This is a genomic window from Neotamlana nanhaiensis, from assembly GCF_000943555.1.
GTDB classification, from domain to species: domain Bacteria; phylum Bacteroidota; class Bacteroidia; order Flavobacteriales; family Flavobacteriaceae; genus Neotamlana; species Neotamlana nanhaiensis.
In genome coordinates this window covers 107,994-130,009 of the sequence record NZ_JTDV01000002.1, presented here as the reverse complement: position 1 = coordinate 130,009, position 22,016 = coordinate 107,994, and the positions used below count along the sequence as shown (strand labels likewise).

Below are 22,016 nucleotides of genomic sequence, written 5' to 3'. Positions count from 1 at the left end.
CGATACAATCCTTCGTGCCTCAGAATCACTTGAGGAGACGTAACTATTAATTGTGAAAAGTTAATTGCAAACTACTTATCAATGCAATTCAAAATCTGCTTCTAGACTTGTTTCAGAACTTCCGCCTACAAAGACTTTAAAATCACCTGGTTCAACAATGAAATTTCCATTATTGTCGTAAAAACCAAGTTGTTCTTAGTTTAATGTGAATGAAATCGTTTTTGTTTCGCCTGGATTTAGGCCGACCAATTCAAAACCTTTTAGCTCTTTAACGGGACACGTTACACTTCCGTAGAAATCTCTAATATAAAGTTGAATAACTTCCTTACCTAACAATTTACCTGTGTTTTTTAAGTTGACGGAAACTTTTATGTCGTCGCCTATAGCGAAGGTATTTCTGTTAAGTTTAAGGTTGGAATATTCAAAAGTGGCGTAACTTAAACCGTGTCCGAACGGATACAGCGGTGTTTTTTCCACATCGGAATAATGCGACCAAAATACATTGTTGTCTTTGTTAGTTGGTCTTCCTGTGTTTTTGTAATTATAGTAAATAGGAACTTGACCAACGTTGCGGGGAAACGTCATTGGTAATTTGGCGCTTGGGTTGTAGTCGCCGTAAAGCACTTGCGCTATGGCGTTACCAGCTTCAGTACCTAAATGCCATGCTTCAACAATGGCGGGAATGTGTTGGTCTGCCCAAGTGATGGCGAGCGGTCGTCCGTTGTTTAATACTAAAACGATATTAGGATTTACTTTGTAAACAGCCTCAAGAAGTTCTTGTTGTAAACTGGGTAATTGTAAATTTGTTCTGCTTCGAGCTTCACCCGATTGCAATCCGTTTTCACCTAAAACTATCACAACAGCATCGGCGTTTTTAGCTGTTCCAAAGTGGTATCGTACATTTCGGTTTGTAAGTTGCCAATGCTGTGCCAATCGATAATAACGTATAAATGAAGTTCGGTAGCCCATTTTATACCATCATCTAATAATTTTAAATAGTTTTCTTTACCACGTTTTGTCCATGCGGTTGGGTGTAAAGGGAATCTAACAATGTTAGCGCCCATGCCTTTATTTCTTCAAAATAAGCTTTGTTCCATTGGCTTTGCGATTCTAATTTATCAGGAACACTGGTGTTTAAACCACGAAAAACAATAGTTTCTCCATTTGGAGTTACAAAATTATTGCCCTTAACGGATATTCGTTCTAATTCGGTTTGGGAAAAACTAATATTTATTAGTAAAATACAAATACCTGTCATTAATTTCCCTTTAAAATTAGTCATATGTTATTATTTAGTGTTGTTTTTTGGGTATAATGTAATTTGAAGCAATTTATTTTATTATTGACTAATTTGAAAATAAAAATGACGGATTGATTAATTTGTAAATGTGAATGACAATATAGTATAAGTTTGAAGGATTGCGAGTCGTGATTGGTTTTATAAAACACATAAGACGTACACGTGCAAACTATAAAATGGTGGAGTGTGGGCTAAATGTTGGCACGTTTTTAAAATAAAAATCCGTAATCATTTTAAAATAAATGAATTACGGATTTTATCTGTACTCAAGGTGGGAATCGAACCCACACTTCCGAAGAAACTGGATTTTGAATCCAGCGCGTCTACCAATTCCGCCACTTGAGCATAGTCATGTTTTTAAAACATTCTATTGGTATTTGGTCAGCAAAAATAAGTATATTTTTCATATTTCGGTTAAAAATCCCATCTAAATACTTTTTAGGTTAAAATAAATGTATAAATTTGCACCTCGTTAAAAATAACGCAGTGTTTGCTCACTCTAAAACAACAAGTTAACTATGCCTATTGTTATAACCGAAGCCAAAATTTTTGCTTGTAAGCAAAGTAAAGTCTTAGGCGAAAAAATAGCTAAGGCATTTGGTGCCGAATTAGGAAATGTAATAACATCAACCTATAGCGATGGCGAGTTTCAACCATCGTACGAAGAATCTATTCGTGGTACACGTATTTTTATTATAGGTTCTACCAATCCTGGGCCTGAAAACCTAATGGAAATGTTGTTAATGATTGATGCAGCCAAACGCTCGTCTGCAAGACATATTACTGCAGTGCTTCCTTACTTTGGTTGGGCAAGACAAGACAGAAAAGATAAACCAAGAGTGCCCATTGCGGCAAAATTGGTGGCTAAAATGCTTGAAGCAGCAGGAGCAACGCGTATTATAACGATGGATTTACATGCTGACCAAATTCAAGGGTTTTTTGAAAAACCAGTTGATCATTTATTTGCTTCAACTATTTTTCTACCTTATTTAGAAAGCTTAAATCTTGAAAATTTAACAATGGCATCGCCAGATATGGGAGGTTCTAAAAGGGCATATTCGTATGCAAAAGCCTTAAAAAGCGATGTTGTTATTTGTTATAAGCAACGTGCAAAAGCCAACGTAATTTCACACATGGAATTAATTGGTGATGTTACAGGAAAAAATGTGGTGCTGGTTGATGATATGGTAGATACCGCAGGAACCTTAACAAAAGCTGCAGATTTAATGATGGAACGCGGTGCATTAAGCGTTAGAGCTATTTGTACACACCCATTATTGTCGGGCGATGCTTATGAAAGATTAAATAATTCGAAATTAGAAGAGTTAATAGTAACAGATTCTATTCCAGTAAAACCTTTAAGCGATAAGGTTAGAGTGTTAAGCTGTGCCGAATTATTTGCCGATGTTATGGATAAGGTTCACAACAACCAGTCTATATCATCAAAATTTTTAATGTAATTTAATAATTAATATAAATAGAAAATGAAATCAATTACAATCAATGGATCTCAAAGAGAAAGCGTGGGCAAAAAAGCAACAAAAGCCTTACGTAATGCTGGTCAGGTTCCTTGCGTATTATACGGAGGAGACAAGCCAGTGCATTTCTCTGCACCAGAATTGGCTTTCTCTAAACTTGTATACACACCAAATGCGCATACAGTTGTGATTGAGCTAGAAAACGGTACAACTTTAAACGCTGTACTACAAGACATTCAATTTCACCCAGTAACCGACAGAATTTTACACGTAGATTTCTATCAGTTATTTGATGACAAAGAAATTGCTTTAGATATTCCTGTACAATTAGTAGGTAACTCTCGTGGTGTTAAAAATGGTGGTGTATTAAGAAGAAACTTAAGAAAACTTCGTGTAAAAGCTTTACCAGCTAACTTACCAGATTTTATCGAGATAGATATTACACCATTAAAAATTGGTGATAAAATTTATGTTGGTGCTATTAGAACCGAAGATTACACTCTTTTACATTCTGATAACACAGTTGTTACTCAAGTTAAAACTTCTAGAAACGCTGTTGCTACAGATGATGAAGAAGATGAAGCTGAAGGAGCAGAGGCTGAAGCTACTGCTGCAGAATAAGCGCAATATTTATTTAAAATTTAAAGCATTCCGAATCGAAATTTTACAGATTCGGAATGCTTTTTTATTTTTACAAAAACGTTTTTATGCTTCAGTTTTTGTATAAATTATTCCGAAGAAAAAATTACATAGAAGAAACAAATCCTATGAAAAAGTTTTTAATTGTTGGTTTAGGAAATATTGGCGATAAATACGAGAATACACGTCATAATATCGGTTTTAAAGTTTTAGACTATTTTGCAAAACAAGAAGATTTAACCTTCGAAACTAAAAAGTTAGGCGATGTTACCACCTATAAATTAAAAGGTAGAACCTTTATTTTTTTAAAGCCAAATACTTTTATGAATTTAAGCGGAAAAGCTGTGTTGTACTGGCAAACACAAGAAAAAATTCCGTTAGAAAACGTACTGGTTATTACCGACGATTTAAACTTGCCTTTTGGTAGCATCCGTTTAAAAACCAAAGGAAGCGATGGCGGACATAATGGTTTAAAGGATATTCAAGCTAAGTTAAATACAACCAAATACAACCGTTTTAGATTTGGAATTAGCGATGCTTTTAACAAAGGCCGACAAGTAGATTACGTTTTAGGAGACTGGACCAACGAAGAAACAAACCAACTACCTGAACGCCTTGAAAAATCTGTAGAGCTTATAAAATCTTTTGGTTTAGCTGGTGTAAATAACACTATGAATGCTTTTAATGGTAAGTAGTGGAGAAGGTGTAATTACTTATTGCTTTGGTTGGCTAATACTTTTTTATACGACCTGTTTCTCATTAATTACCAAGATTATTCAAATGTTAGCCAACGTGTTTAGTTATGGATTTGTTGTGAGGTTTAGCACTTAACTTTGCAAATACACACCAAACTGAAAATCCGCGAGGATTTTCAGAAATAGGCGAGAACAAGCAATTACTAATAGCCATTGTTGGCAGTTCGTTGTTATTCCTTAAGTTCAATTTTCTGTCGTTTTGATTTGGCAAACTCCTTGTTCAAATCAAGTTTAATTACATTTTTATTACTCAATTTATATGAAAGAAAAAATTTGTTGTCCGTAATATCAATAAATGAGGTATAAACTGTTCCTCCACTTCTTCCGTTCTCAAGTTCTCTTGCAGGTTGTCCAGCTTGTCCGAAAGTATTTCCAATCTTTAAAAGGTTGATTTCCTTTCCACTATCTTCAAGTTCCGAAATCCTGTTTTCAATGCTCTCATACCGATAGCAAGGATAATTGCCTGCTTCTGGTTCAGACAAGAGAAAATTGGTTATAATCAATTTGTTATCCTTAATCCAATGAAGTTTTCTTTTGCCATCTACCCATTCTACTACAACTGCTTTTCCTGTTTTATCTCCGAACATCATATGGCTTTTGTTCAACGCTATTTTCTCTCTTTCTAAAAATTTCAATGCTTCGTCAACTGTTGAGCAATTTGCTAAAATTTTGTCTCCCAAGTTATTTTTTGGGTTTCCGTACCCTTTGATTTTCTGTTGTTCAGGTGTAATGGCAGCATCAAAAAATAGACCTTCTTCATTAATGCCTCCTTGGGCGAATTTGTCCCATCCGTACCATAATCTTGCAAATTTGTTCTTTGACTTTGGTTCAATTTGAATGTATGCATCCACGTCCAAAAAGTAGTCTTCACTATTAACAGCATATATTTTCCCTGTTGCTGAATCAATGTAATAAAGTACCGAACAGGCTGTTGATATTTCGGGTATCATTAAAATTCCCAAGAACATTATCAGTATTAATCTAAATCTTTTCATTCCTCATTCGTTTTGTTTCTTGTATTATACTGATATAGGCTGACTCTTTTTTTGGTAACAATTTTGAAGTTTTTAGATTGTTAGTTGATGTAAATTTACATTATTTTTTCTGTATGATTTGTAATTCAAGTTTTGATTTAGGTGAACTTCAGCAGGTTTTCTTAAATCGAGACTAAAATGAGTTCTTAGGTTGTTGTAAATATATAGCTTGTTGTGTTAATTTTTGGGCTAATTCAGTGTTTTTAATGGTTTGTTTTAATCCTTATTCATGTTTTAAGGTTCTGTTAATACGTTCAGCAATAGCATTTTCGTAAGGGTCATACTGTTTTGTCATAATCATACCATTATTTTTAGCAAATTGTGTGTATTTAGGGTTACAGTACTGGAATCCTCTATCCGAGTGATATTGGGGTATTTTCTATTTTAATAGCCATATTAAGCGCCTCTCAACAAAGAGAGGTTCTCATAATGATTGTCGAGTTTATATCCCATGATTTGTTTCGAGTATGCGTCTGTTACGAGAGCTAAATAGTTGCGTCCATTTTGAGTTTTTATGTATGTGATGTCGCTTACCCAAAGTTGTTCTAGTCGAGTAGGGACGTGGTCTTTAACCAAGTTCTTATATTTTTTGTACATATGGTTAGAGTTTGTGGTTGTGATGTAATTTTTAGCTTTAGGTACTAAAAGTTTATGAAGTCTCAACAAGTCATAGAACTTGTCTCTACCTATCTTAATATCAGCGTTTACAAAGTCTTGTTTAAGTTCTGCGTGTAATTTAATTCCACCAGTTTTAGAGCCTACTTTTTTACGATAGTTCTTAACCATTTTTATTAGCTTTTGATGATCTATTTCTTTTTTTGTTGGGTTTTGAGTCTTTTGTAGAAGGCCTGTTTAGAGATCCCAAAACATCCATAGAGCCATTTTCTTTTATACGCTGTTTTTTCTTTAGCTTTATCTCTTTTGCTAATGTTTTGGGCAATGACTTTTTTGACATATCGACGCCTGTAATGAGTTCCATATCAGCGATAATGTCTTGTTGAAAGTCTTTTACAAACTCCAGTTCTTCAATCTTTTCCTTTAGTTTTTTGATCTCGTCGTTTTTACTCATACCATTGTTTTGTTGTACTAAGGTACTGTATTTTCTTAACCAATAAGATATTGTTGTTCTAGGGACATCATATTTTTTAGAAGCTTGGTTGTTTGAAATCTGACCATTTAAAATTTGGTCAACGACTAAAAGTTTGGTTTCTAAGGTTACTTTTTGGTAGGATTTTTTTCGCCAGTGATCATTTGGTGTTTTCATAAGTGACTATAATTAATGGTTTAATTTTTAGTCAACCTATTTCAGGAAAGTTCTGGGGCAAAATTGCGTACAACGGTTTTGGCTATGAACAGTTGCGTGGGTTAGCACAGACTTTTGCAAGTACACGACAAGCTTAAAATTCCGCAGGAATTTTCAGGATAAGCCTGTAATAGCAATTGTTTATAGCCATTGTTACCACACGGTATTTAGTTGGTGAGTTTAATGTTTAAGGCTATATTCCCATTAGTCCCAAGAAATTCTTTCATTTCCAAAGGGGGTATCCATCTGCCTCCAAATCCGAACCAGGTATTTTTTTCTTGGTCAGTCCTTTCCATTCCAATTGCAGGTTGTAAAATGTCCATTTTAGCTGTTTTATTAAAACTATTGTTTTCTGAGATATTGAGTCTGTCAATAACGACGAAGAAACCATTTTTTGGAATTGGGATTTTTTCTTTGTTTAAGTCCAATATTATTTCGTTAACTCCTGTTTGAGATTCAAGAACGATATTGTCGGTCAATCCATTTTTCGAGGGTTCTCCGTTCGGACCGACCTCCAATAACCGAATACGAAAAATGACATTTTCCTTTTTTGCATTAAGTGTAATTAGGCTTATTTGATTAAGAAATGGTGTTCTTTCGTATTCTTGTTTGTACCCATAAAATCTTGCTAGCGAATAGTGTCCATTGTTATACCAATTTCTATTCTTTTTGGGTTTTTTGAAAGATGTGATGGAAAATTCCAATGAATTCTTCATTGGAATAACCACTACCTTGTCTAATTCATTAATTTCTGGTTTCAAGGCTATATTATTTTCCTTGTTGGCAGAAAATTCAATGGTCGTATACCCAAGGCTTGAAATGTGTATTAAATCTCCGATTTTGGCTCCATCAATATAGAAGTTTCCGTTCTCTCCTGTTGTTGCACCTATTCTTGTATTCTTAACCCAAACATTGACGTAGGGAATTGGTTGTCCGTTGGATTCGTCCGTTACGATTCCTGAAATTTGTCCAACTGCCCAATTGGAAATAAGAACGGCTACAAATACTATGTTGTTCTTCATACTGTGTGGTAACTCCCTAATATCATCACTTTATTTAATAACAATTTTTTTGGTTGAGCGTTTATAGCCATCATCTACATTTAAGAAGTAAACACCTGTTTGCGCCGATGTTAAATTTAATTTTTCTGAAAAATTACCAGGATTATTGTAAGTGTTTTTATAAATAATTCGGCCACTAATATCAACAATGTTTAAGTTTAATTGTTTAGCACCAGAGTTGTTTAGCTGTATGGTAAATTCTCCGGTATTTGGGTTAGGAAATACTTTTAAGGTGCTAATTTCAAAGGTTTCTATGCCTAAATTGGTTTCGGTAGTTTCGCAAGATTCAACGTACCAAGAATTTAAAGTGCCAACATCGCCATTTCCAAAATCGCCTAACGAAAGCGTCCAATTACCGCTTAAATTTTCACCATTAAAACTAGAGAGTAAGCTTCTAATAGATTTATACGAATTATTACTTGCTAAATCTGTACAGTCAATATCAATATTGTCATCATTAAAAATGGTTAAAATATTATCTTCACTTGAGCAGTCGCCTGGAGATTTTAAAAGTATGGTTGTGCCATCGGGACTTGTTAGTGCAATGGCTAAATCGCCTATGTAAGGATGCGTAATGTCTATACCCACATTAATATCGGACACCGAACCAGAATCACCTATAAAAATTGAGTTGCTTTGGCTAAAATTATTCGAGTTATCGGTTATAACTAAGCCCATATTTGAGGCTGAATTATAGGTTTCGCACGTGGTGTTTATAGTATAATCGATAGCAAAATCTTTACTGTTTATTGCGAAAAAATTATTGTTTGTTGGCTCTATCATAAGTCTGCAATAAGGTGCAGGTGTACTTGGGACTGTAATAGTATAGCTGCCGTTGTTTGGTATGTTAGTAACTAAATGGTTATAGGTTTCGCCGCCGTTTGTAGATAATAAAATATTAACATTGGTAGCTCCAGACAAACTTGTGGTATTGTTTACATTCCATGTTATGGTTTCAGTAGTGCCGCTTGTCCAAATTATACCATTGGTATTTTGAGAAGTAATTTCAAAAGGGCCATAATTGGAATCGAATGTAACAAACATATCGTCGTGTGTATTATTTGCACCACCCGCTTTATTATCTCTAACCGTTAGTCTAAAATCGGCTGTTCTATTAACATTTGGCACGCGTTCCCATCGTACGGCATTTATTCCAAATTTTAAATCGCTTAGGTTAGGAAAGTATCTTGTGTTACTTGTTGTTGGTGCGAACGACCTAAATAAAACCGAATTAGAGTTTGTAGAGTTTGGGTTAGGAATACTGGTTGCTGCATTGTTTTCATTAAACTGTTCCCAACAATAGGTTATAGCATCGCCATCTGCATCGCTGCCCGAACCAATTAGTTTAAAAGCGGTGCCAATGGGTAAAATTAAATTACTACCAGCATTGGCAGTTGGTGTTGTGTTACCAGTATTTGTAATAGTTGGGCAACTTGTACCTTTAATAGTGTTTGTAATTTGCTCAATAGAAATAGCGTGAAAATAAGGATCGCTATTGGCTTGAACATTTTCGGAGTCGCCAATACCAGCATATCCCATAATGGTTGAACCACTACCAGGTTCCATTTGGCTATTATGACCTTCGTTTCCATCGTAGGTCCAGGTATGTGTAGCTCCAAATTGATGCCCAAGTTCGTGAGCAAAAAAGTCTATATCGAATGTAATACCTTCAGGAATAGCACCTGCTGTAAAAGCACTGCCTTTGTGGTTTACGCCTACGGTTCCACCATTATTACAAACACAACCTATACATGCCGAATTACCATCGTAACCATCCGATACCGCTAATAAATGGCCAACATCGTAATCTGCTTCCGTGAGTTCTGTATTAAACACATTAGCCACTTGGCTGTTGTAATTGTTAATGCCTGTATACGGATCGGAACTAGCATCTAAATATATAACATCATTGTTATTCGCAATTAATTGAAGCGATACATTAAATTCGTTTTCATACACCGCATTTACGTTGGTTAAACTAGCGGCTAAAGCGGCATTTACACCAGCTAAAGTGCTACCATGATAAGCAGCATATTCACCTGTTACAGAAATAGCAATACGGTAGGTGCGTTTTTGGCTGTCGTCCGCATCTTTTAAGCCGTTACTTTTTGATGTATTTTGGTTTTTAATGGCACTTAAAGTTTTACACTCAAAACTATCATCATTAAATATGTCGGATTTCTTTTGTGCCGAAATTAAATGCGGTTGTTTTTTGTTGGGCGTAAATGTTAAGGTGTTTTTTTCACTTAAAACAATACCTGAGAAGCCGTTATTTGGCGATAAACTAAATCGTATAATAGCACTCGGATTGTTGGTTTGATACCCAACGTACGATCTAATTTCAGGATAAATAGCCTGTAAATCGGGATGCATGACAGAGGCTTCGGTAACAGTATATTCAACCAAATTACCATCAACATCTGGGATGTTTAATGTAGCTGATTGTTCCTGATTTATACTAGCATGGGTTTTTACTAAATAATTTGATAAATCGGTGTGATTAAATTGATAAATAGCTTCATTTTTAACCGACTTTAAGTTTGATAAGCTTTTATTTTGCTGAGAGGCTTTTTTGAAAAAAAATGTTTGTCCTGAAGCCGAAAATATCACCAAAAGCATTGCTATTGATAAAACATAATGTAGTTTTGTTTTCATGATTTGAAGCTATTAAGATATTCCAAATATAATAAATCTTAAATTTAAGAATCTTAATAAATACGTGAGCGAAACTAAAAATATAGAAAAATATTCGATTAACGAACCTTCGGTAGTTACCATAGGTACTTTTGATGGCGTGCATATTGGGCATCAAAAAATAATAAAACGCTTGGTAAATACTTCTAAATTAGAAGGTTTAAAATCTGTGGTGTTAACCTTTTTTCCGCATCCAAGAATGGTTTTGCAAAAGGAATCGAATATAAAACTTATAAATACAATAAACGAGCGTTACGCTATTTTAAATAGTTTAGGTTTAGATTTTTTACTAATTAAAACCTTTACCAAGGAATTTTCGCGTTTATCGGCCGAAGATTTTGTAAAACAAATTTTAGTAGATAAACTTAATGCCAAAAAAGTAATTATTGGTTACGATCACCGTTTTGGGCGCAATCGAAATGCCGACATCAATAATTTAAAAGTATTTGGAGAAAAATATGGTTTTGCTGTTGAAGAAATTTCGGCGCAAGATATAGATGATGTTTCGGTAAGTTCTACAAAAATAAGAAAGGCCTTGTTAGAAGGCGATATTACGACGGCAAACAGCTATTTAGGTTATACTTTTATGCTAAATGGCACCGTAACTACAGGAAGAGGTTTGGGTAAAACCATTCATTTTCCAACGGCTAATATTGCTATTGAAGAAGACTATAAAATTATACCAAAACAAGGGGTTTATATTGTAAAATCGGTTATTGATGATGCCGTTTTTTATGGTATGATGAATATAGGGGTTAATCCAACCGTAAACGGAAAAAAGCAAACTATTGAAGTGCACTTCTTCAATTTTAATGCAGATATTTATAACAAATCACTACAAATAGAGTTGTTACAGCGCATTCGCGATGAGCAAAAATTTGAATCGGTTGAAGCCTTGACGCGTCAATTAACTAAAGATAAAGAAACCTCGTTACAATTTATAGCAGCTCAAAATGCTTAAATCGTTTTTATTTAAACATATTGATAATTCGGCGTTAGTAGTTTTCCGAATTTTCTTTGGTTTACTTTGTTTTTTAGAATCGGTTGGTGCCATTTTTACTGGTTGGGTAAAAACCAATATGGTGTTGCCTAAATTTACTTTTTCGTTTATCGGTTTCGAGTGGTTACAGCCACTTCCTGGAAACGGCATGTATGTTTACTACACGCTTATGGGTGTTTTTGGTTTACTTATTATGTTGGGGTATAAGTATCGTTTTGCTATAATTAGTTTTACACTTATGTGGACGGCAAGTTATTTAATGCAAAAAACCTCGTATAACAACCATTACTATTTGTTGGTGCTTATTAGTAGTATTATGGTGTTTATGCCAGCACATAAATATGTCTCCATCGATGCGCGATTACATCCTGAAATTAAAAGTATATCCATGCCGCAATGGTGTAAATGGGTAATTATTTTGCAATTATTTATTGTGTACACCTATGCATCGGTTGCTAAGTTTTACCCCGATTGGTTAAATACTACGTTTATTGAAAATTTAATGCGAGGTAAAGATGATTATCCAATTGTAGGTAGCCTGCTTCAGCAAAAATGGTTTCATTATATTTTAACTTATGGCGGCATTTTATTTGATGGTTTAGTAGTACCCTTGTTGTTTTTTAAGCCTACGAGAAAATTTATTTTTATTGTTTCAATTGTGTTTCATTTGTTTAACTCGTTTGTGCTTCAAATTGGTATATTTCCATATTTAGCTTTAGCATTTACGTTGTTTTTCTTTGAAGCAGAAACGATTCAGAAGTTATTCTTAAAGAAGAAAACTTTATACACTTCAAACGACATTAGCATTCCTACTTACAGTCATTTTTTCATTGGTGTATTTTTAGTTTACTTTATCATTCAAATAGGTTTGCCCTTGCGCCATCATTTTTTTAAAGACGATGTACTTTGGACCGAAGAAGGTCACCGATTGTCGTGGCGCATGATGCTTCGTTCTAAAAGTGGTATTGCGACCTATTATGTGAAAAACAAAGCTACAGGCGAGCGTACTAAAGTTAATTTAGACGATTATTTAACCAAAAAACAAAGGCGGAAAGTAGCCACTGCTCCCGATGTTATTTGGCAATTTGCACAGCATTTAAAACAAGATTATAAAGCCAAAAATCAAGATGTTGAAGTTTATGTGACTTGCCGCGTAAGTGTAAACCGTAAACCTTACAAATTGTTTATAAATCCAAAAGTAGATTTGGCAAATGTAACGTGGAAAGCGTTAAAACATAGCGATTGGATTTTGCCATCGAAACCCGAGTAATTTTACTTTATAAACAAAAGCATAAATATTTCTTTACTTACGGTATTTCATTAAATTTGTCACTTAAAATTTAACCCATGTTACAAGTTCCTTTTATTAGAGAGAATAAAGATTTAATTATTGAGCGTTTAAAAAAACGAAACATCGATGCAGTGCAAATGATTTCTGATGTTTTAACGTTTGATGAAGAACGCCGAAGCATTCAAACGCAATTAGATAATACTTTAGCCGAATCGAACACCTTATCGAAAGAAATAGGAAACTTGTACAAATCTGGTAAGGCTCAAGAAGCAAATGCTTTAAAAGAAAAAACATCGGAGCTTAAAGAAACATCGAAAACTTTAAATGAAGCTTTAAATGCTAAAGCCGAAGCTTTAAACGAATTGTTGTATAAAATACCCAATGTACCAAACGATATTGTACCTCGCGGAAATTCCGATGAAGATAATGAAGTTGTTTTTGAAGCTGGCGATGTACCTAAATTATACGACAAAGCCGAACCGCATTGGGAATTGGCCAAAAAGTATGATATTATAGATTTTGAGCTTGGTAACAAAATTACAGGCGCTGGTTTTCCTGTTTACAAAGGAAAAGGTGCGCGTTTACAACGTGCTTTAATTGCCTATTTTTTAGATAAAAATACGGCTGCAGGTTACACCGAATACCAATTACCGCATTTAATAAACGAAGCTTCTGGCTTTGGTACAGGGCAATTGCCAGATAAAGAAGGGCAAATGTATCATGTTACTGGTGATAATTTGTATTTAATCCCAACGGCCGAAGTACCAGGAACTAATATGTTTCGCGATGTTGTTTTAAACGAAACCGATTTGCCAATTGGCATTACAGGTTACACACCATGTTTTCGTCGTGAGGCAGGAAGCTACGGCGCACATGTGCGTGGTTTAAATCGATTACATCAGTTTGATAAAGTTGAAATTATCCGTGTGGAGCATCCAGATAATTCATATGATGCTTTAACGGGTATGGTAGAGCATATAAAAGATATTTTAAACGAATTAAGATTACCTTACCGTATTTTACGTTTATGCGGTGGCGATTTAGGATTTACTTCGGCTTTAACTTACGATTTTGAAGTATTCTCGACAGCTCAAAACCGTTGGTTAGAAATTTCGTCGGTTTCAAATTTTGAAACGTTTCAGGCTAATCGATTAAAATTACGTTTTAAAAATAGCGAAGGTAAAAACGAGTTGGCGCATACTTTAAATGGTAGTTCGTTGGCATTACCTCGTGTGCTTGCTGGTATTTTAGAAAATTATCAAACCGAAAATGGTATAGAAATTCCAGAAGTTTTACAACCATATACAGGTTTTAAAATAATAGATTAGAGTTTTTTTAATCTATATAAAAATTCCATTTCATCGGCAAAATACATAAAATCATCGTTGTTTAACGATTTTTTTATGTATTTCTTTGTGTTTCTTACAATTTTTCTCAAGTTAGCATAACCAAAACCTGTTAACCTACTTAATTCATGAAAAATTTAAAACGCATTATACTTTTAGTTGCTCTAGCCCTGGTAGCAAGTAAAGTATTGTTTTCAGATTTCGAGATAGTAAAATCTGAAAACAATAAAACCGCCATAGTGAGTAAGTAAATTTACTTCATTTTACAGAATTTGTTTTAACGTTTCAATTCAAAATAGTAATTGCAGTTGTTTTTCTGCTTCATTTTGTGTTGAAAATAAATAATCAATCATTTTTATTGATTTTAAAAAGTTTAAGCAAAGGCTTAATTTAATATCACAGAACACATTTTTTTTCAGAATAGTCATTTCTTAATCCATAGGAATTAAAGACTGTCCCCAATCGATTATCAATTAATGTTGAGTTAATAGAAAATTATTTTTGGTTGGTAAGTGCCCGATGTATTGTCGGGCACTTTTTTTTAAACTAAAATTAATCTATATCTAAAACTCACATTTACTATCTTTACCTAATGAGATTTTTAGTTGTCATATTTTTTTTGGTACTAACAACAAGTTTTGCTCAAAACGATGTTATTGCTAAAACTTACTTTGAAAATGGCGAATACGAAAAGGCTTTAATCGAGTATAAAAAAATATATAAAGAGTCGCCATCAAACATTACTATTGTTAACCAAATTGTAACAACGTATCAGCAATTAGAGCAATATAAAGAAGCCGAAACGTTTTTAGTACAATTAATGGAACGCATTAAATATGCCGCATTTATTGTAGAATTGGGTTATAATTTTCAATTACAAAACGATACTGTTGCTGCACAAAACTATTATCAAGAAGCTTTAAAAAGTATTGAGGCTAGAGCAAGTAATGTGTATGCTGTGGCTAGAAGTTTTCAAAGTCATAGTTTGTTAAAGGAAGCTGTTTTGGCTTACGAAAAAGCTATGGTTGTTAATCCTGAATATAACTTTAGCTTACAATTGGCTCAAATTTATGGCGAACAAGGGCATATTGAAAAAATGTTTGATAGCTACTTAAATTTTATTGAAAAACGCCCAACCATGGCGCGCGATGTAAAACGAGCGGTAAACGATTTTATTAACGAAGATGCACTTAATGAAAATAACATATTACTTAGAAAAATGCTTCTGAAAAAAATGCAGCAGCAACCAGATTTAATCTGGAACGATATGTTAAGTTGGTTATTTATTAAGCAAAAAGATTATAATAAGGCTTTTACACAAGAAAAAGCGATTTTTAAGCGTAATCCTGAAAGTTTATCTCGAATTGAGGAATTAGCAACCATTACAACCAACGAAAATGATACCGAAATTGCTAAAGACATTTATAATTATTTAATTGAAACATCACAGCTTCCAAGTGAAAAACTTGAAGCGCATCATAAATTACTTCAATTAGAAATTAGAGTAGCTTCACCTAAAGATTATCCAGAAATTAAAAACAGATATCTAGCTTTAGTTTCAAACCATAACAGTGAAAATCAAGTTGAATCAGATTTAACTCCAACTAAAGAAACTTTAAATTTAAAAATTGCTTATGCGCATTTTTTGGCTTTTTATATGCAAGAAACCAAAGAAGCCACTCGGTTTTTAGAAACGATGCTGCAAGAGCGTTTATCTAAATTTGAAATGGCAGCAGTTAAGCTAGAACTAGCCGACATTTTGGTGTTGCAAGAAAAATTTAACCAAGCATTAATTTATTACACACAAATTCAGCGAAATTTAAAAAACAGTACACTCTCGCAAGAAGCCAGGTTTAAAGTAGCCAAAACAAGTTATTACAAAGGCGATTTTAAATGGGCCGAGTCTCAGCTTAAAGTTTTAAAATCTTCTACATCGCAACTTATAGCAAATGATGCGCTCGATTTAAAATTATTAATAACCGATAACAAGTACGAAGATTCACTTCAAACTGCTTTAAAGGTCTATGCTAAAGCCGATTTGTTAGCCTTTCAAAACAGAAATGATGAAGCAATAACCTTGTTAGATAAGATTTTAGACGAGCATAAAACCGAACCTATTATTGCACAAACCTTATACAAACAAGCACAACTTTTTGAGCTGAAAAAGGAATTTGAAAAAGCGCGAGCAAACTACGAAGTACTTATTGAAAATTACCGCGACGGTATTTTTATAGACGATGCCCTTTATCATTTGGCGCAATTATACCAATATCAATTCAGCGAACCCGAAAAAGCCAAAAACTTTTACGAGCAAATTATATTTAATCACGCCGATAGTATTTACTTTGTCGAAGCCAGAAAACGCTTTAGGACTTTACGCGGCGATGCGATAAATTAAATAATGAAAATTCAAAGGTAATTCCGCACCTTATCAACACGAAAAATAATGTACATATACAACGTAACCTCAAACATAGATGAAAGCATACACGACGAGTGGCTCACTTGGATGAAACAAGAACACATTCCGCAGGTTTTGGCTACTGGTAAATTTACCAAGGCAACTCTTACACGTGTTTTAGTAGAAGAAGATATGGGTGGCGTAACCTACTCGGTACAATACAGAGCCAATTCAAAAGCAGATCTCGAAGCTTATTACAACACACATGCCGAAGCATTACGTAACGAAGGTTTAAAAAAGTTTGCCGATAAAATGTTGGCCTTCCGCACAGAACTCGAAATAATTGACGAATATTCGGTGAGTTTTACCAATAAGTTTTCTAAAAATTAATTATGATTTTTAGAAAAGCAATTCTGAAAGATTTACCAGAAATTATAGCCATGTATGCCGATGACGAGCTTGGTGAAACACGAGAACGTTTCGAGAATCCTTTACCAAAAGCCTATCTTGATGCCTTCTATAAAATAAATGAAGATAGCAACCAAGAACTTATTGTAGTGGTTAACAAATCTAATGAGATAATTGGGACACTTCAACTTACATTTATTCAATATTTAAATCGTTTAGGAAGCTTGCGTTCGCAAATAGAATCTGTTAGAATTAAACGAAATTACCGCGGTAAAGGTTTAGGTAAAACCATGTTTAAGTGGGCTATAAATCGATCGAAAGAAAAAGGTGCTATTTTGGTTCAATTAACTTCCGATAAAAAACGCACCGAAGCGATCAAATTTTATGAAAGTTTAGGTTTCTCGGCTTCTCACGAAGGTTTTAAGCTTCAATTTTAAAAGATTTACCACCGCTAAAGATTGTAAAATTGGTGTAAAATTGGTGTTTTGTATCTTTGTCTCTTAAAATGCATTATTCTGTGGCAAATAACTCCAATAATCATCAAGTAAAAGCAAAAAAACACTTAGGGCAACATTTTTTAAACGACGAATCTGTTGCGCAAAATATAGCTAATACACTTACGCTTCAGGGCTATAAAAACGTGTTAGAAATTGGCCCTGGAATGGGTGTGCTTACCAAGTATTTGCTAAAAAAAGAGATCACCACTTACGTTATTGAAATCGATACCGAGTCGGTTGAATATTTACAAAGTCATTACCTAAATTTAGCACCACGAATTATTGAGAAAGACTTCTTAAAGTACGATTTAAATGAGGTTTTTAACCAAGAGCCTTTTGCTATAATAGGAAACTTTCCATACAATATTTCAAGTCAAATTGTATTTAAAACGCTCGAAATGCGCGACCAAATTCCGGAATTTTCGGGAATGTTTCAAAAAGAAGTAGCACAACGTATTTGCGCACCAGAAGGCAGTAAAACTTACGGCATTTTATCGGTGTTAACGCAAGCCTTTTACGATGCGGAGTATTTATTTACCGTACCACCAAATGTGTTTAATCCGCCACCAAAGGTCGATTCTGGCGTGCTCATCTTAAAGCGCAAAGAAAACTACAACTTACCATGCGACGAAAAATTGTTTTTTCGAGTGGTAAAAACCGCTTTTCAACAACGCCGAAAAACTCTTCGTAATAGTTTAAAAACATTCAATTTGTCCGATAATTTAAAAGCAAATACTATCTTTGGGCAGCGACCAGAACAATTAAGCGTGCAAGCCTTTCTAGAGCTAACGCAACTTATTGAAAACGATAGCAATTAACGAAGTTCCATATCATTTCAAGTGCTGCGTAAATATCAAATTACGCATCAGGAAATCTCAAAAAACGGTGAAATCTCATGTCAGAAGAAAAAGAAAATAGCCAATTTCAATTAACCGACGCCCTTTTAGAGCAAGTTGAGTTACTTATAGAAACCCAAAATGATAAAGAACTTAAACAGGTTTTTGATGAGTTTCACTATGCCGATATTGCCGAAATACTAGACGAGCTCAATCTGGAGCAAGCCATGTATGTCATTAAGCTTCTGGATTCTGAGACTACTGCCGATATTTTAATGGAACTCGATGAAGACAATCGCGAAAAAGTTTTAAAAAATCTCTCGGCAAAAGAAATTGCTGAAGAAGTTGAAGAGCTCGATACCGATGACGCTGCCGATATTATTGCCGAATTACCCGAAGAACGCCAACAAGCCGTAATCGATCAAATAGAAGATGAGGCACACAAAGCCGAAATTACCGAGCTGTTAACCTACGAAGACGATACAGCGGGTTCGCTTATGGCTAAAGAGCTCGTGAAAGTTTATGAAACATGGACGGTAGCTGGATGCCTTCGTCGCATTCGCGCGCAGGCTAAAGATGTAAAACGCGTGCATTCCATTTATGTGGTCGACAAGCAAGAAAAGCTCATTGGTCGCCTATCGTTAAAAGATTTAATCGTAGCCAAAAGCGAACAAAAAATAGCCGATATCTACATTTCGAATGTCGATTATGTAAACGTAAACGAAGATGTTGAGGAAATTGCCAAAATTATGGCAAAATACGATTTAGAGGCCATTCCAGTCATTGAGAGTGACGACAACAAAGTACTTTTAGGCCGCATTACTATTGATGATATTGTAGATGTTTTAAAAGAAGAAGCCGATCGCGATTATCAAATGGCAGCAGGTATTACCAGCGATGTCGAAGCCGATGATAGCATTTTACAACTTACTAAAGCGCGTTTGCCATGGTTGTTTTTAGGATTGGTAGGTGGTGTTGGGGCATTTTTAATTATGGAAGGCTTTCACGAAGCCTTTAGCAAATACGCAGTTTTATTCTTTTTTACCCCATTAATTGCAGCAATGGCAGGAAATGTAGGTGTACAGTCTAGTGCCATAATTGTACAAGGTCTTGCTAACGACGATGTAAAGGGCAGTATAAACAGCCGTTTGTTTAAAGAAATGCTCCTCGCAGCCCTTAATGGTGTTATTTTAGCATTATTTCTATTTTTATTTGTTTGGGCAGTGCAAGGTAAAGCCAATACTGCATTAGCCGTATCTATTTCACTTGTGGTAGTAATCATTGTAGCTGGTTTAATTGGTACATTCGTGCCTCTGTTTTTAGACAAGCGCGGTATTGATCCAGCCATAGCCACAGGGCCATTCATAACTACAAGCAACGATATTTTTGGTATATTAATTTACTTTTCAATAGCCAAACTTATACTCGGCATTTAAATGTCATGCTGAACTTGTTTCAGCATCTCAAGAAAATATTTTGGGCGTTACCACAAGGGTCGGGCTTTTCGCTATATCTTTTTCTCGTACCTCAAAAAAGGATGCCGCTACAATCCCTAACGCAACTAAAAACTTTACTTCATATAACTTGCACCAACTCAACAAACAAATTATTTTTGAATGATAATTAAAAATCTTCCTTTTTAGGCAGATTTAGATGTGCATTTTACATGAAAATACTACACTTAGATTCCAATCACAAATTACTTATAAATCAACTAAACGATTTAGGATTTACAAACGACATCGATTTTTCGTCATCTAAAGAAGCTGTTGAGGCAAAAATTGCGAATTACGATGGAATTGTTATCCGTAGCCGATTTACTATCGATAAGCAATTTCTAGATGCTGCCACCAATCTTAAGTTTATAGGTCGTGTTGGTGCTGGTCTCGAAAATATAGATTGCGATTACGCTGAAACTAAAGGCATTCATTTAATTTCAGCACCCGAAGGCAACCGAAATGCCGTTGGCGAACACGCATTAGGCATGCTATTATCGCTTTTTAATAAACTTAACAAAGCCGATTTAGAAGTACGCTCAGGCAAATGGCTTCGCGAAGCCAACCGAGGTATCGAACTCGATGGCAGAACGGTTGGTCTTATTGGTTATGGTAATATGGGTAATGCCTTTTCCAAAAAGTTACGTGGTTTCGATGTTGAGGTATTATGCTACGATATCAAGGCAGGTGTTGGTAATGACAACGCGAAACAAGTATCGCTTGAAGCGTTTCAAGAAAAGGTAGATGTAGTAAGTTTGCACACGCCACAAACGCCGCTTACTTTAAATATGATTGATGCTAATTTTATAAACGGCTTTAAAAAACCGTTTTGGTTAATAAACACCGCACGTGGTAAAAGTGTCGTGACAAAAGATTTGGTCGATGCATTAAAATCTGGGAAAATATTAGGCGCAGGTTTAGATGTTTTAGAGTACGAAAAAGCATCGTTTGAGAACCTTTTTAAACAAGATAGCTCATCGAGCGCAGTCGAGATGCCAGAAGCGTTTCAGTATTTAATCGAGGCTCAAAATGTTTTACTTACGCCTCATGTAGCAGGTTGGACGGTAGAAAGCAAAGAAAAACTAGCCCAAACCATAGTCGATAAAATAAAAGCGAAATTTTGTTAACTTTAGAAATCTAAAGTTACAAATATGCAATACAAAGCCAACACGCCCGAAGATTATATAAGTCAGACACCCGAAGCACGTCACGACGCCTTAAATAAACTTCGAGAAACTATAAATAAAAATCTTCCCAAGGGTTTTGAAGAAGGTATGCAATACGGCATGATTGGGTATTACGTGCCGCATTCGGTTTATCCAAATGGATACCATTGCAACCCAAAAGAACCTTTGCCATTTATGAGTTTTGCTTCGCAGAAAAACTCGGTAAACTTGTATCATATGGGTATTTATTCGGTGTCAGGAATTCACGATTGGTTTGTTGCCGAATACCCAAAACATTCTAAACTTAAACTCGATATGGGTAAAAGCTGTATCAGGTTTAAAAAGATTGAGCAAATTCCGTTTGATTTGATCGCAGAACTTTGTCAAAAAATAACCGTTGAAGAATGGATTTCTGTGTACGAAACAGCTATTAAAAAATAGTGTTTTGCCACGTATTTACGATTAACTTTTAACTGAACATATTATGAAACTAGGTGCATTTTCAACAAGCTTGAGTGTAAAGGACATTAAAGCTTCAAAACAATTTTACGAAACTTTAGGATTTGCCGTATTTGCGGGCGATTTAGATAAAAATTACTTAATCATGAAAAACGGCAATGCGCTCATTGGCTTGTTTCAAGGTATGTTCGAGCAAAATATTTTAACCTTTAATCCGGGTTGGGACGAAAATGCGCAAACCTTACCCGAGTTTGACGATGTTCGCACCATTCAAAAGCATTTAAAAGATCATGGTATTGCCTTAATTAATGAAACCGACGAAACTTCAAAAGGACCAGCAAGCATTGTGCTCACAGATCCCGATGGCAATACGATTCTTATAGATCAGCATGTTTAATAATTCCTATGGATATTTCCGCGAAAGCGAAAATCTAAAAAATCTTAATTTTAATTCATGAAAAAACGCGTTACAGGCATTGGCGGCTTATTTTTTAAAACTAAAGACCCAAATGCCACAAAAGATTGGTACAAAAAACATTTAGGGTTTAATACAGACGATTACGGATGCACCTTTTGGTGGAAAGACGAAGTAGGTAATAAATGTTCTACGCAATGGAGCCCGTTTCCTGAGGATACTAAGTACTATGAGCCGTCGAAAAAAGACTTTATGTTTAATTACAGAGTGGAGAATTTGCATGAATTATTAAAGGTTTTAAAAGAAGAAGGCGTAACTGTTATTGGCGATGTTGAGGAATACGAATATGGTAAATTTGGTTATATTCTTGATAACGACGGTAATAAAATTGAACTTTGGGAACCTGTAGATAGCGCCTTTTTATAAATAAAGAAGTA

Annotated in this window: 23 protein-coding genes, 1 tRNA gene and 1 pseudogene; 16 read left to right on the top strand and 9 right to left on the bottom strand. The window is 34.8% G+C overall.

Annotation, left to right across the window (positions count from 1 at the left end):
* Positions 1-78: 78 nt before the first annotated feature.
* The 4 genes and pseudogenes from PK35_RS03800 to PK35_RS03790 form a co-directional block, all read right to left on the bottom strand.
* Positions 79-879, bottom strand: a pseudogene (locus PK35_RS03800) (glycoside hydrolase family 3 C-terminal domain-containing protein); the annotation flags it as partial.
* Entirely contained in the window at positions 855-1,064 is a 210-nt protein-coding gene (locus PK35_RS18020; protein ID WP_414629295.1) for a cellulase family glycosylhydrolase, read from the bottom strand. The gene PK35_RS18020 and the pseudogene PK35_RS03800, both read right to left, overlap by 25 nt.
* Positions 992-1,282 carry a hypothetical protein gene (locus tag PK35_RS03795; RefSeq protein WP_202903808.1) on the bottom strand — a complete coding sequence of 97 codons (291 nt, stop codon included), beginning with the start codon at positions 1,280-1,282 and terminating at the stop codon, positions 992-994. The genes PK35_RS18020 and PK35_RS03795 overlap by 73 nt, the downstream gene beginning before the upstream one ends.
* 281 nt (positions 1,283-1,563) lie before the next feature.
* A tRNA-Leu gene (locus PK35_RS03790) sits at positions 1,564-1,645 on the bottom strand.
* A gap of 173 nt (positions 1,646-1,818) precedes the next feature.
* Here PK35_RS03790 and PK35_RS03785 point away from each other — a divergent pair.
* The 3 genes from PK35_RS03785 to pth all read left to right on the top strand — a co-directional run bounded on the left by PK35_RS03785 (position 1,819) and on the right by pth (position 4,112).
* Positions 1,819-2,760, top strand: coding sequence for a ribose-phosphate pyrophosphokinase (locus tag PK35_RS03785; protein ID WP_044625364.1), 942 nt, complete (start codon positions 1,819-1,821; stop codon positions 2,758-2,760).
* A 24-nt stretch (positions 2,761-2,784) separates the two neighbouring features.
* Positions 2,785-3,399 carry a 50S ribosomal protein L25/general stress protein Ctc gene (locus PK35_RS03780; protein ID WP_044625363.1) on the top strand — a complete coding sequence of 205 codons (615 nt, stop codon included), beginning with the start codon at positions 2,785-2,787 and terminating at the stop codon, positions 3,397-3,399.
* Between the two features lie 86 nt (positions 3,400-3,485).
* Complete coding sequence (gene pth, locus PK35_RS03775; protein WP_044625659.1) at positions 3,486-4,112, top strand: aminoacyl-tRNA hydrolase; 627 nt, start codon at positions 3,486-3,488, stop codon at positions 4,110-4,112.
* A 230-nt stretch (positions 4,113-4,342) separates the two neighbouring features.
* Here the strand turns inward: pth and PK35_RS03770 are convergent, their stop codons facing one another.
* From PK35_RS03770 to PK35_RS03750, 5 genes are all read right to left on the bottom strand, one after another.
* Positions 4,343-5,167: a carcinine hydrolase/isopenicillin-N N-acyltransferase family protein gene (locus PK35_RS03770; RefSeq protein ID WP_044625362.1), complete on the bottom strand. Its 825-nt coding sequence runs from the start codon at positions 5,165-5,167 to the stop codon at positions 4,343-4,345.
* Between the two features lie 435 nt (positions 5,168-5,602).
* On the bottom strand, positions 5,603-5,992 hold the full coding sequence (locus PK35_RS17095; protein ID WP_052825869.1) for a hypothetical protein: 390 nt from the start codon (positions 5,990-5,992) through the stop codon (positions 5,603-5,605).
* Entirely contained in the window at positions 5,985-6,470 is a 486-nt protein-coding gene (locus PK35_RS03760) for a helix-turn-helix domain-containing protein (RefSeq protein ID WP_044625361.1), read from the bottom strand. Before PK35_RS03760 ends, PK35_RS17095 begins: the two co-directional genes overlap by 8 nt.
* A 206-nt stretch (positions 6,471-6,676) precedes the next feature.
* Positions 6,677-7,531 carry a carboxypeptidase-like regulatory domain-containing protein gene (locus PK35_RS03755; protein WP_044625360.1) on the bottom strand — a complete coding sequence of 285 codons (855 nt, stop codon included), beginning with the start codon at positions 7,529-7,531 and terminating at the stop codon, positions 6,677-6,679.
* A gap of 30 nt (positions 7,532-7,561) precedes the next feature.
* Positions 7,562-10,225 carry a zinc-dependent metalloprotease gene (locus PK35_RS03750; RefSeq protein ID WP_052825867.1) on the bottom strand — a complete coding sequence of 888 codons (2,664 nt, stop codon included), beginning with the start codon at positions 10,223-10,225 and terminating at the stop codon, positions 7,562-7,564.
* Between the two features lie 64 nt (positions 10,226-10,289).
* On the opposite strand from PK35_RS03750, the gene PK35_RS03745 reads away from it, so the two are divergent.
* The 13 genes from PK35_RS03745 (at position 10,290) to PK35_RS03690 (ending at position 22,005) form a co-directional block, all read left to right on the top strand.
* Complete coding sequence (locus tag PK35_RS03745; protein ID WP_044625359.1) at positions 10,290-11,225, top strand: bifunctional riboflavin kinase/FAD synthetase; 936 nt, start codon at positions 10,290-10,292, stop codon at positions 11,223-11,225.
* A complete protein-coding gene (locus PK35_RS03740; RefSeq protein WP_044625358.1) occupies positions 11,218-12,534 on the top strand; it encodes an HTTM domain-containing protein in 1,317 nt (438 codons plus the stop codon). Before PK35_RS03745 ends, PK35_RS03740 begins: the two co-directional genes overlap by 8 nt.
* A 77-nt stretch (positions 12,535-12,611) precedes the next feature.
* On the top strand, positions 12,612-13,883 hold the full coding sequence (gene serS / locus PK35_RS03735) for a serine--tRNA ligase (RefSeq protein WP_044625357.1): 1,272 nt from the start codon (positions 12,612-12,614) through the stop codon (positions 13,881-13,883).
* 146 nt (positions 13,884-14,029) lie between these two features.
* Positions 14,030-14,152, top strand: a complete 123-nt coding sequence (locus tag PK35_RS17930) for a hypothetical protein (RefSeq protein ID WP_262509279.1) — start codon at positions 14,030-14,032, stop codon at positions 14,150-14,152.
* A 341-nt stretch (positions 14,153-14,493) separates the two neighbouring features.
* Entirely contained in the window at positions 14,494-16,299 is a 1,806-nt protein-coding gene (locus PK35_RS03730) for a tetratricopeptide repeat protein (protein ID WP_044625356.1), read from the top strand.
* A 48-nt stretch (positions 16,300-16,347) separates the two neighbouring features.
* The gene (locus PK35_RS03725) at positions 16,348-16,692 is read left to right on the top strand and encodes a DUF4286 family protein (protein WP_044625355.1); all 345 of its coding nucleotides are present in this window, start codon (positions 16,348-16,350) and stop codon (positions 16,690-16,692) included.
* Between the two features lie 2 nt (positions 16,693-16,694).
* Positions 16,695-17,147, top strand: a complete 453-nt coding sequence (locus PK35_RS03720) for a GNAT family N-acetyltransferase (protein WP_044625354.1) — start codon at positions 16,695-16,697, stop codon at positions 17,145-17,147.
* Between the two features lie 68 nt (positions 17,148-17,215).
* Complete coding sequence (gene rsmA / locus PK35_RS03715; RefSeq protein ID WP_044625353.1) at positions 17,216-18,025, top strand: 16S rRNA (adenine(1518)-N(6)/adenine(1519)-N(6))-dimethyltransferase RsmA; 810 nt, start codon at positions 17,216-17,218, stop codon at positions 18,023-18,025.
* 77 nt (positions 18,026-18,102) lie between these two features.
* Entirely contained in the window at positions 18,103-19,479 is a 1,377-nt protein-coding gene (gene mgtE, locus PK35_RS03710) for a magnesium transporter (RefSeq protein ID WP_044625352.1), read from the top strand.
* Positions 19,480-19,709: 230 nt separating this feature from the next.
* Positions 19,710-20,666, top strand: a complete 957-nt coding sequence (locus PK35_RS03705; RefSeq protein WP_044625351.1) for a 2-hydroxyacid dehydrogenase — start codon at positions 19,710-19,712, stop codon at positions 20,664-20,666.
* 24 nt (positions 20,667-20,690) lie between these two features.
* The gene (locus tag PK35_RS03700) at positions 20,691-21,146 is read left to right on the top strand and encodes a DUF1801 domain-containing protein (RefSeq protein ID WP_044625350.1); all 456 of its coding nucleotides are present in this window, start codon (positions 20,691-20,693) and stop codon (positions 21,144-21,146) included.
* Positions 21,147-21,189: 43 nt separating this feature from the next.
* Complete coding sequence (locus PK35_RS03695; protein ID WP_044625349.1) at positions 21,190-21,561, top strand: VOC family protein; 372 nt, start codon at positions 21,190-21,192, stop codon at positions 21,559-21,561.
* Between the two features lie 57 nt (positions 21,562-21,618).
* Positions 21,619-22,005 (top strand): VOC family protein, encoded by a 387-nt coding sequence (locus tag PK35_RS03690; RefSeq protein ID WP_044625348.1) that lies wholly within the window; start codon positions 21,619-21,621, stop codon positions 22,003-22,005.
* The last annotated feature ends 11 nt before the right edge of the window (positions 22,006-22,016 follow it).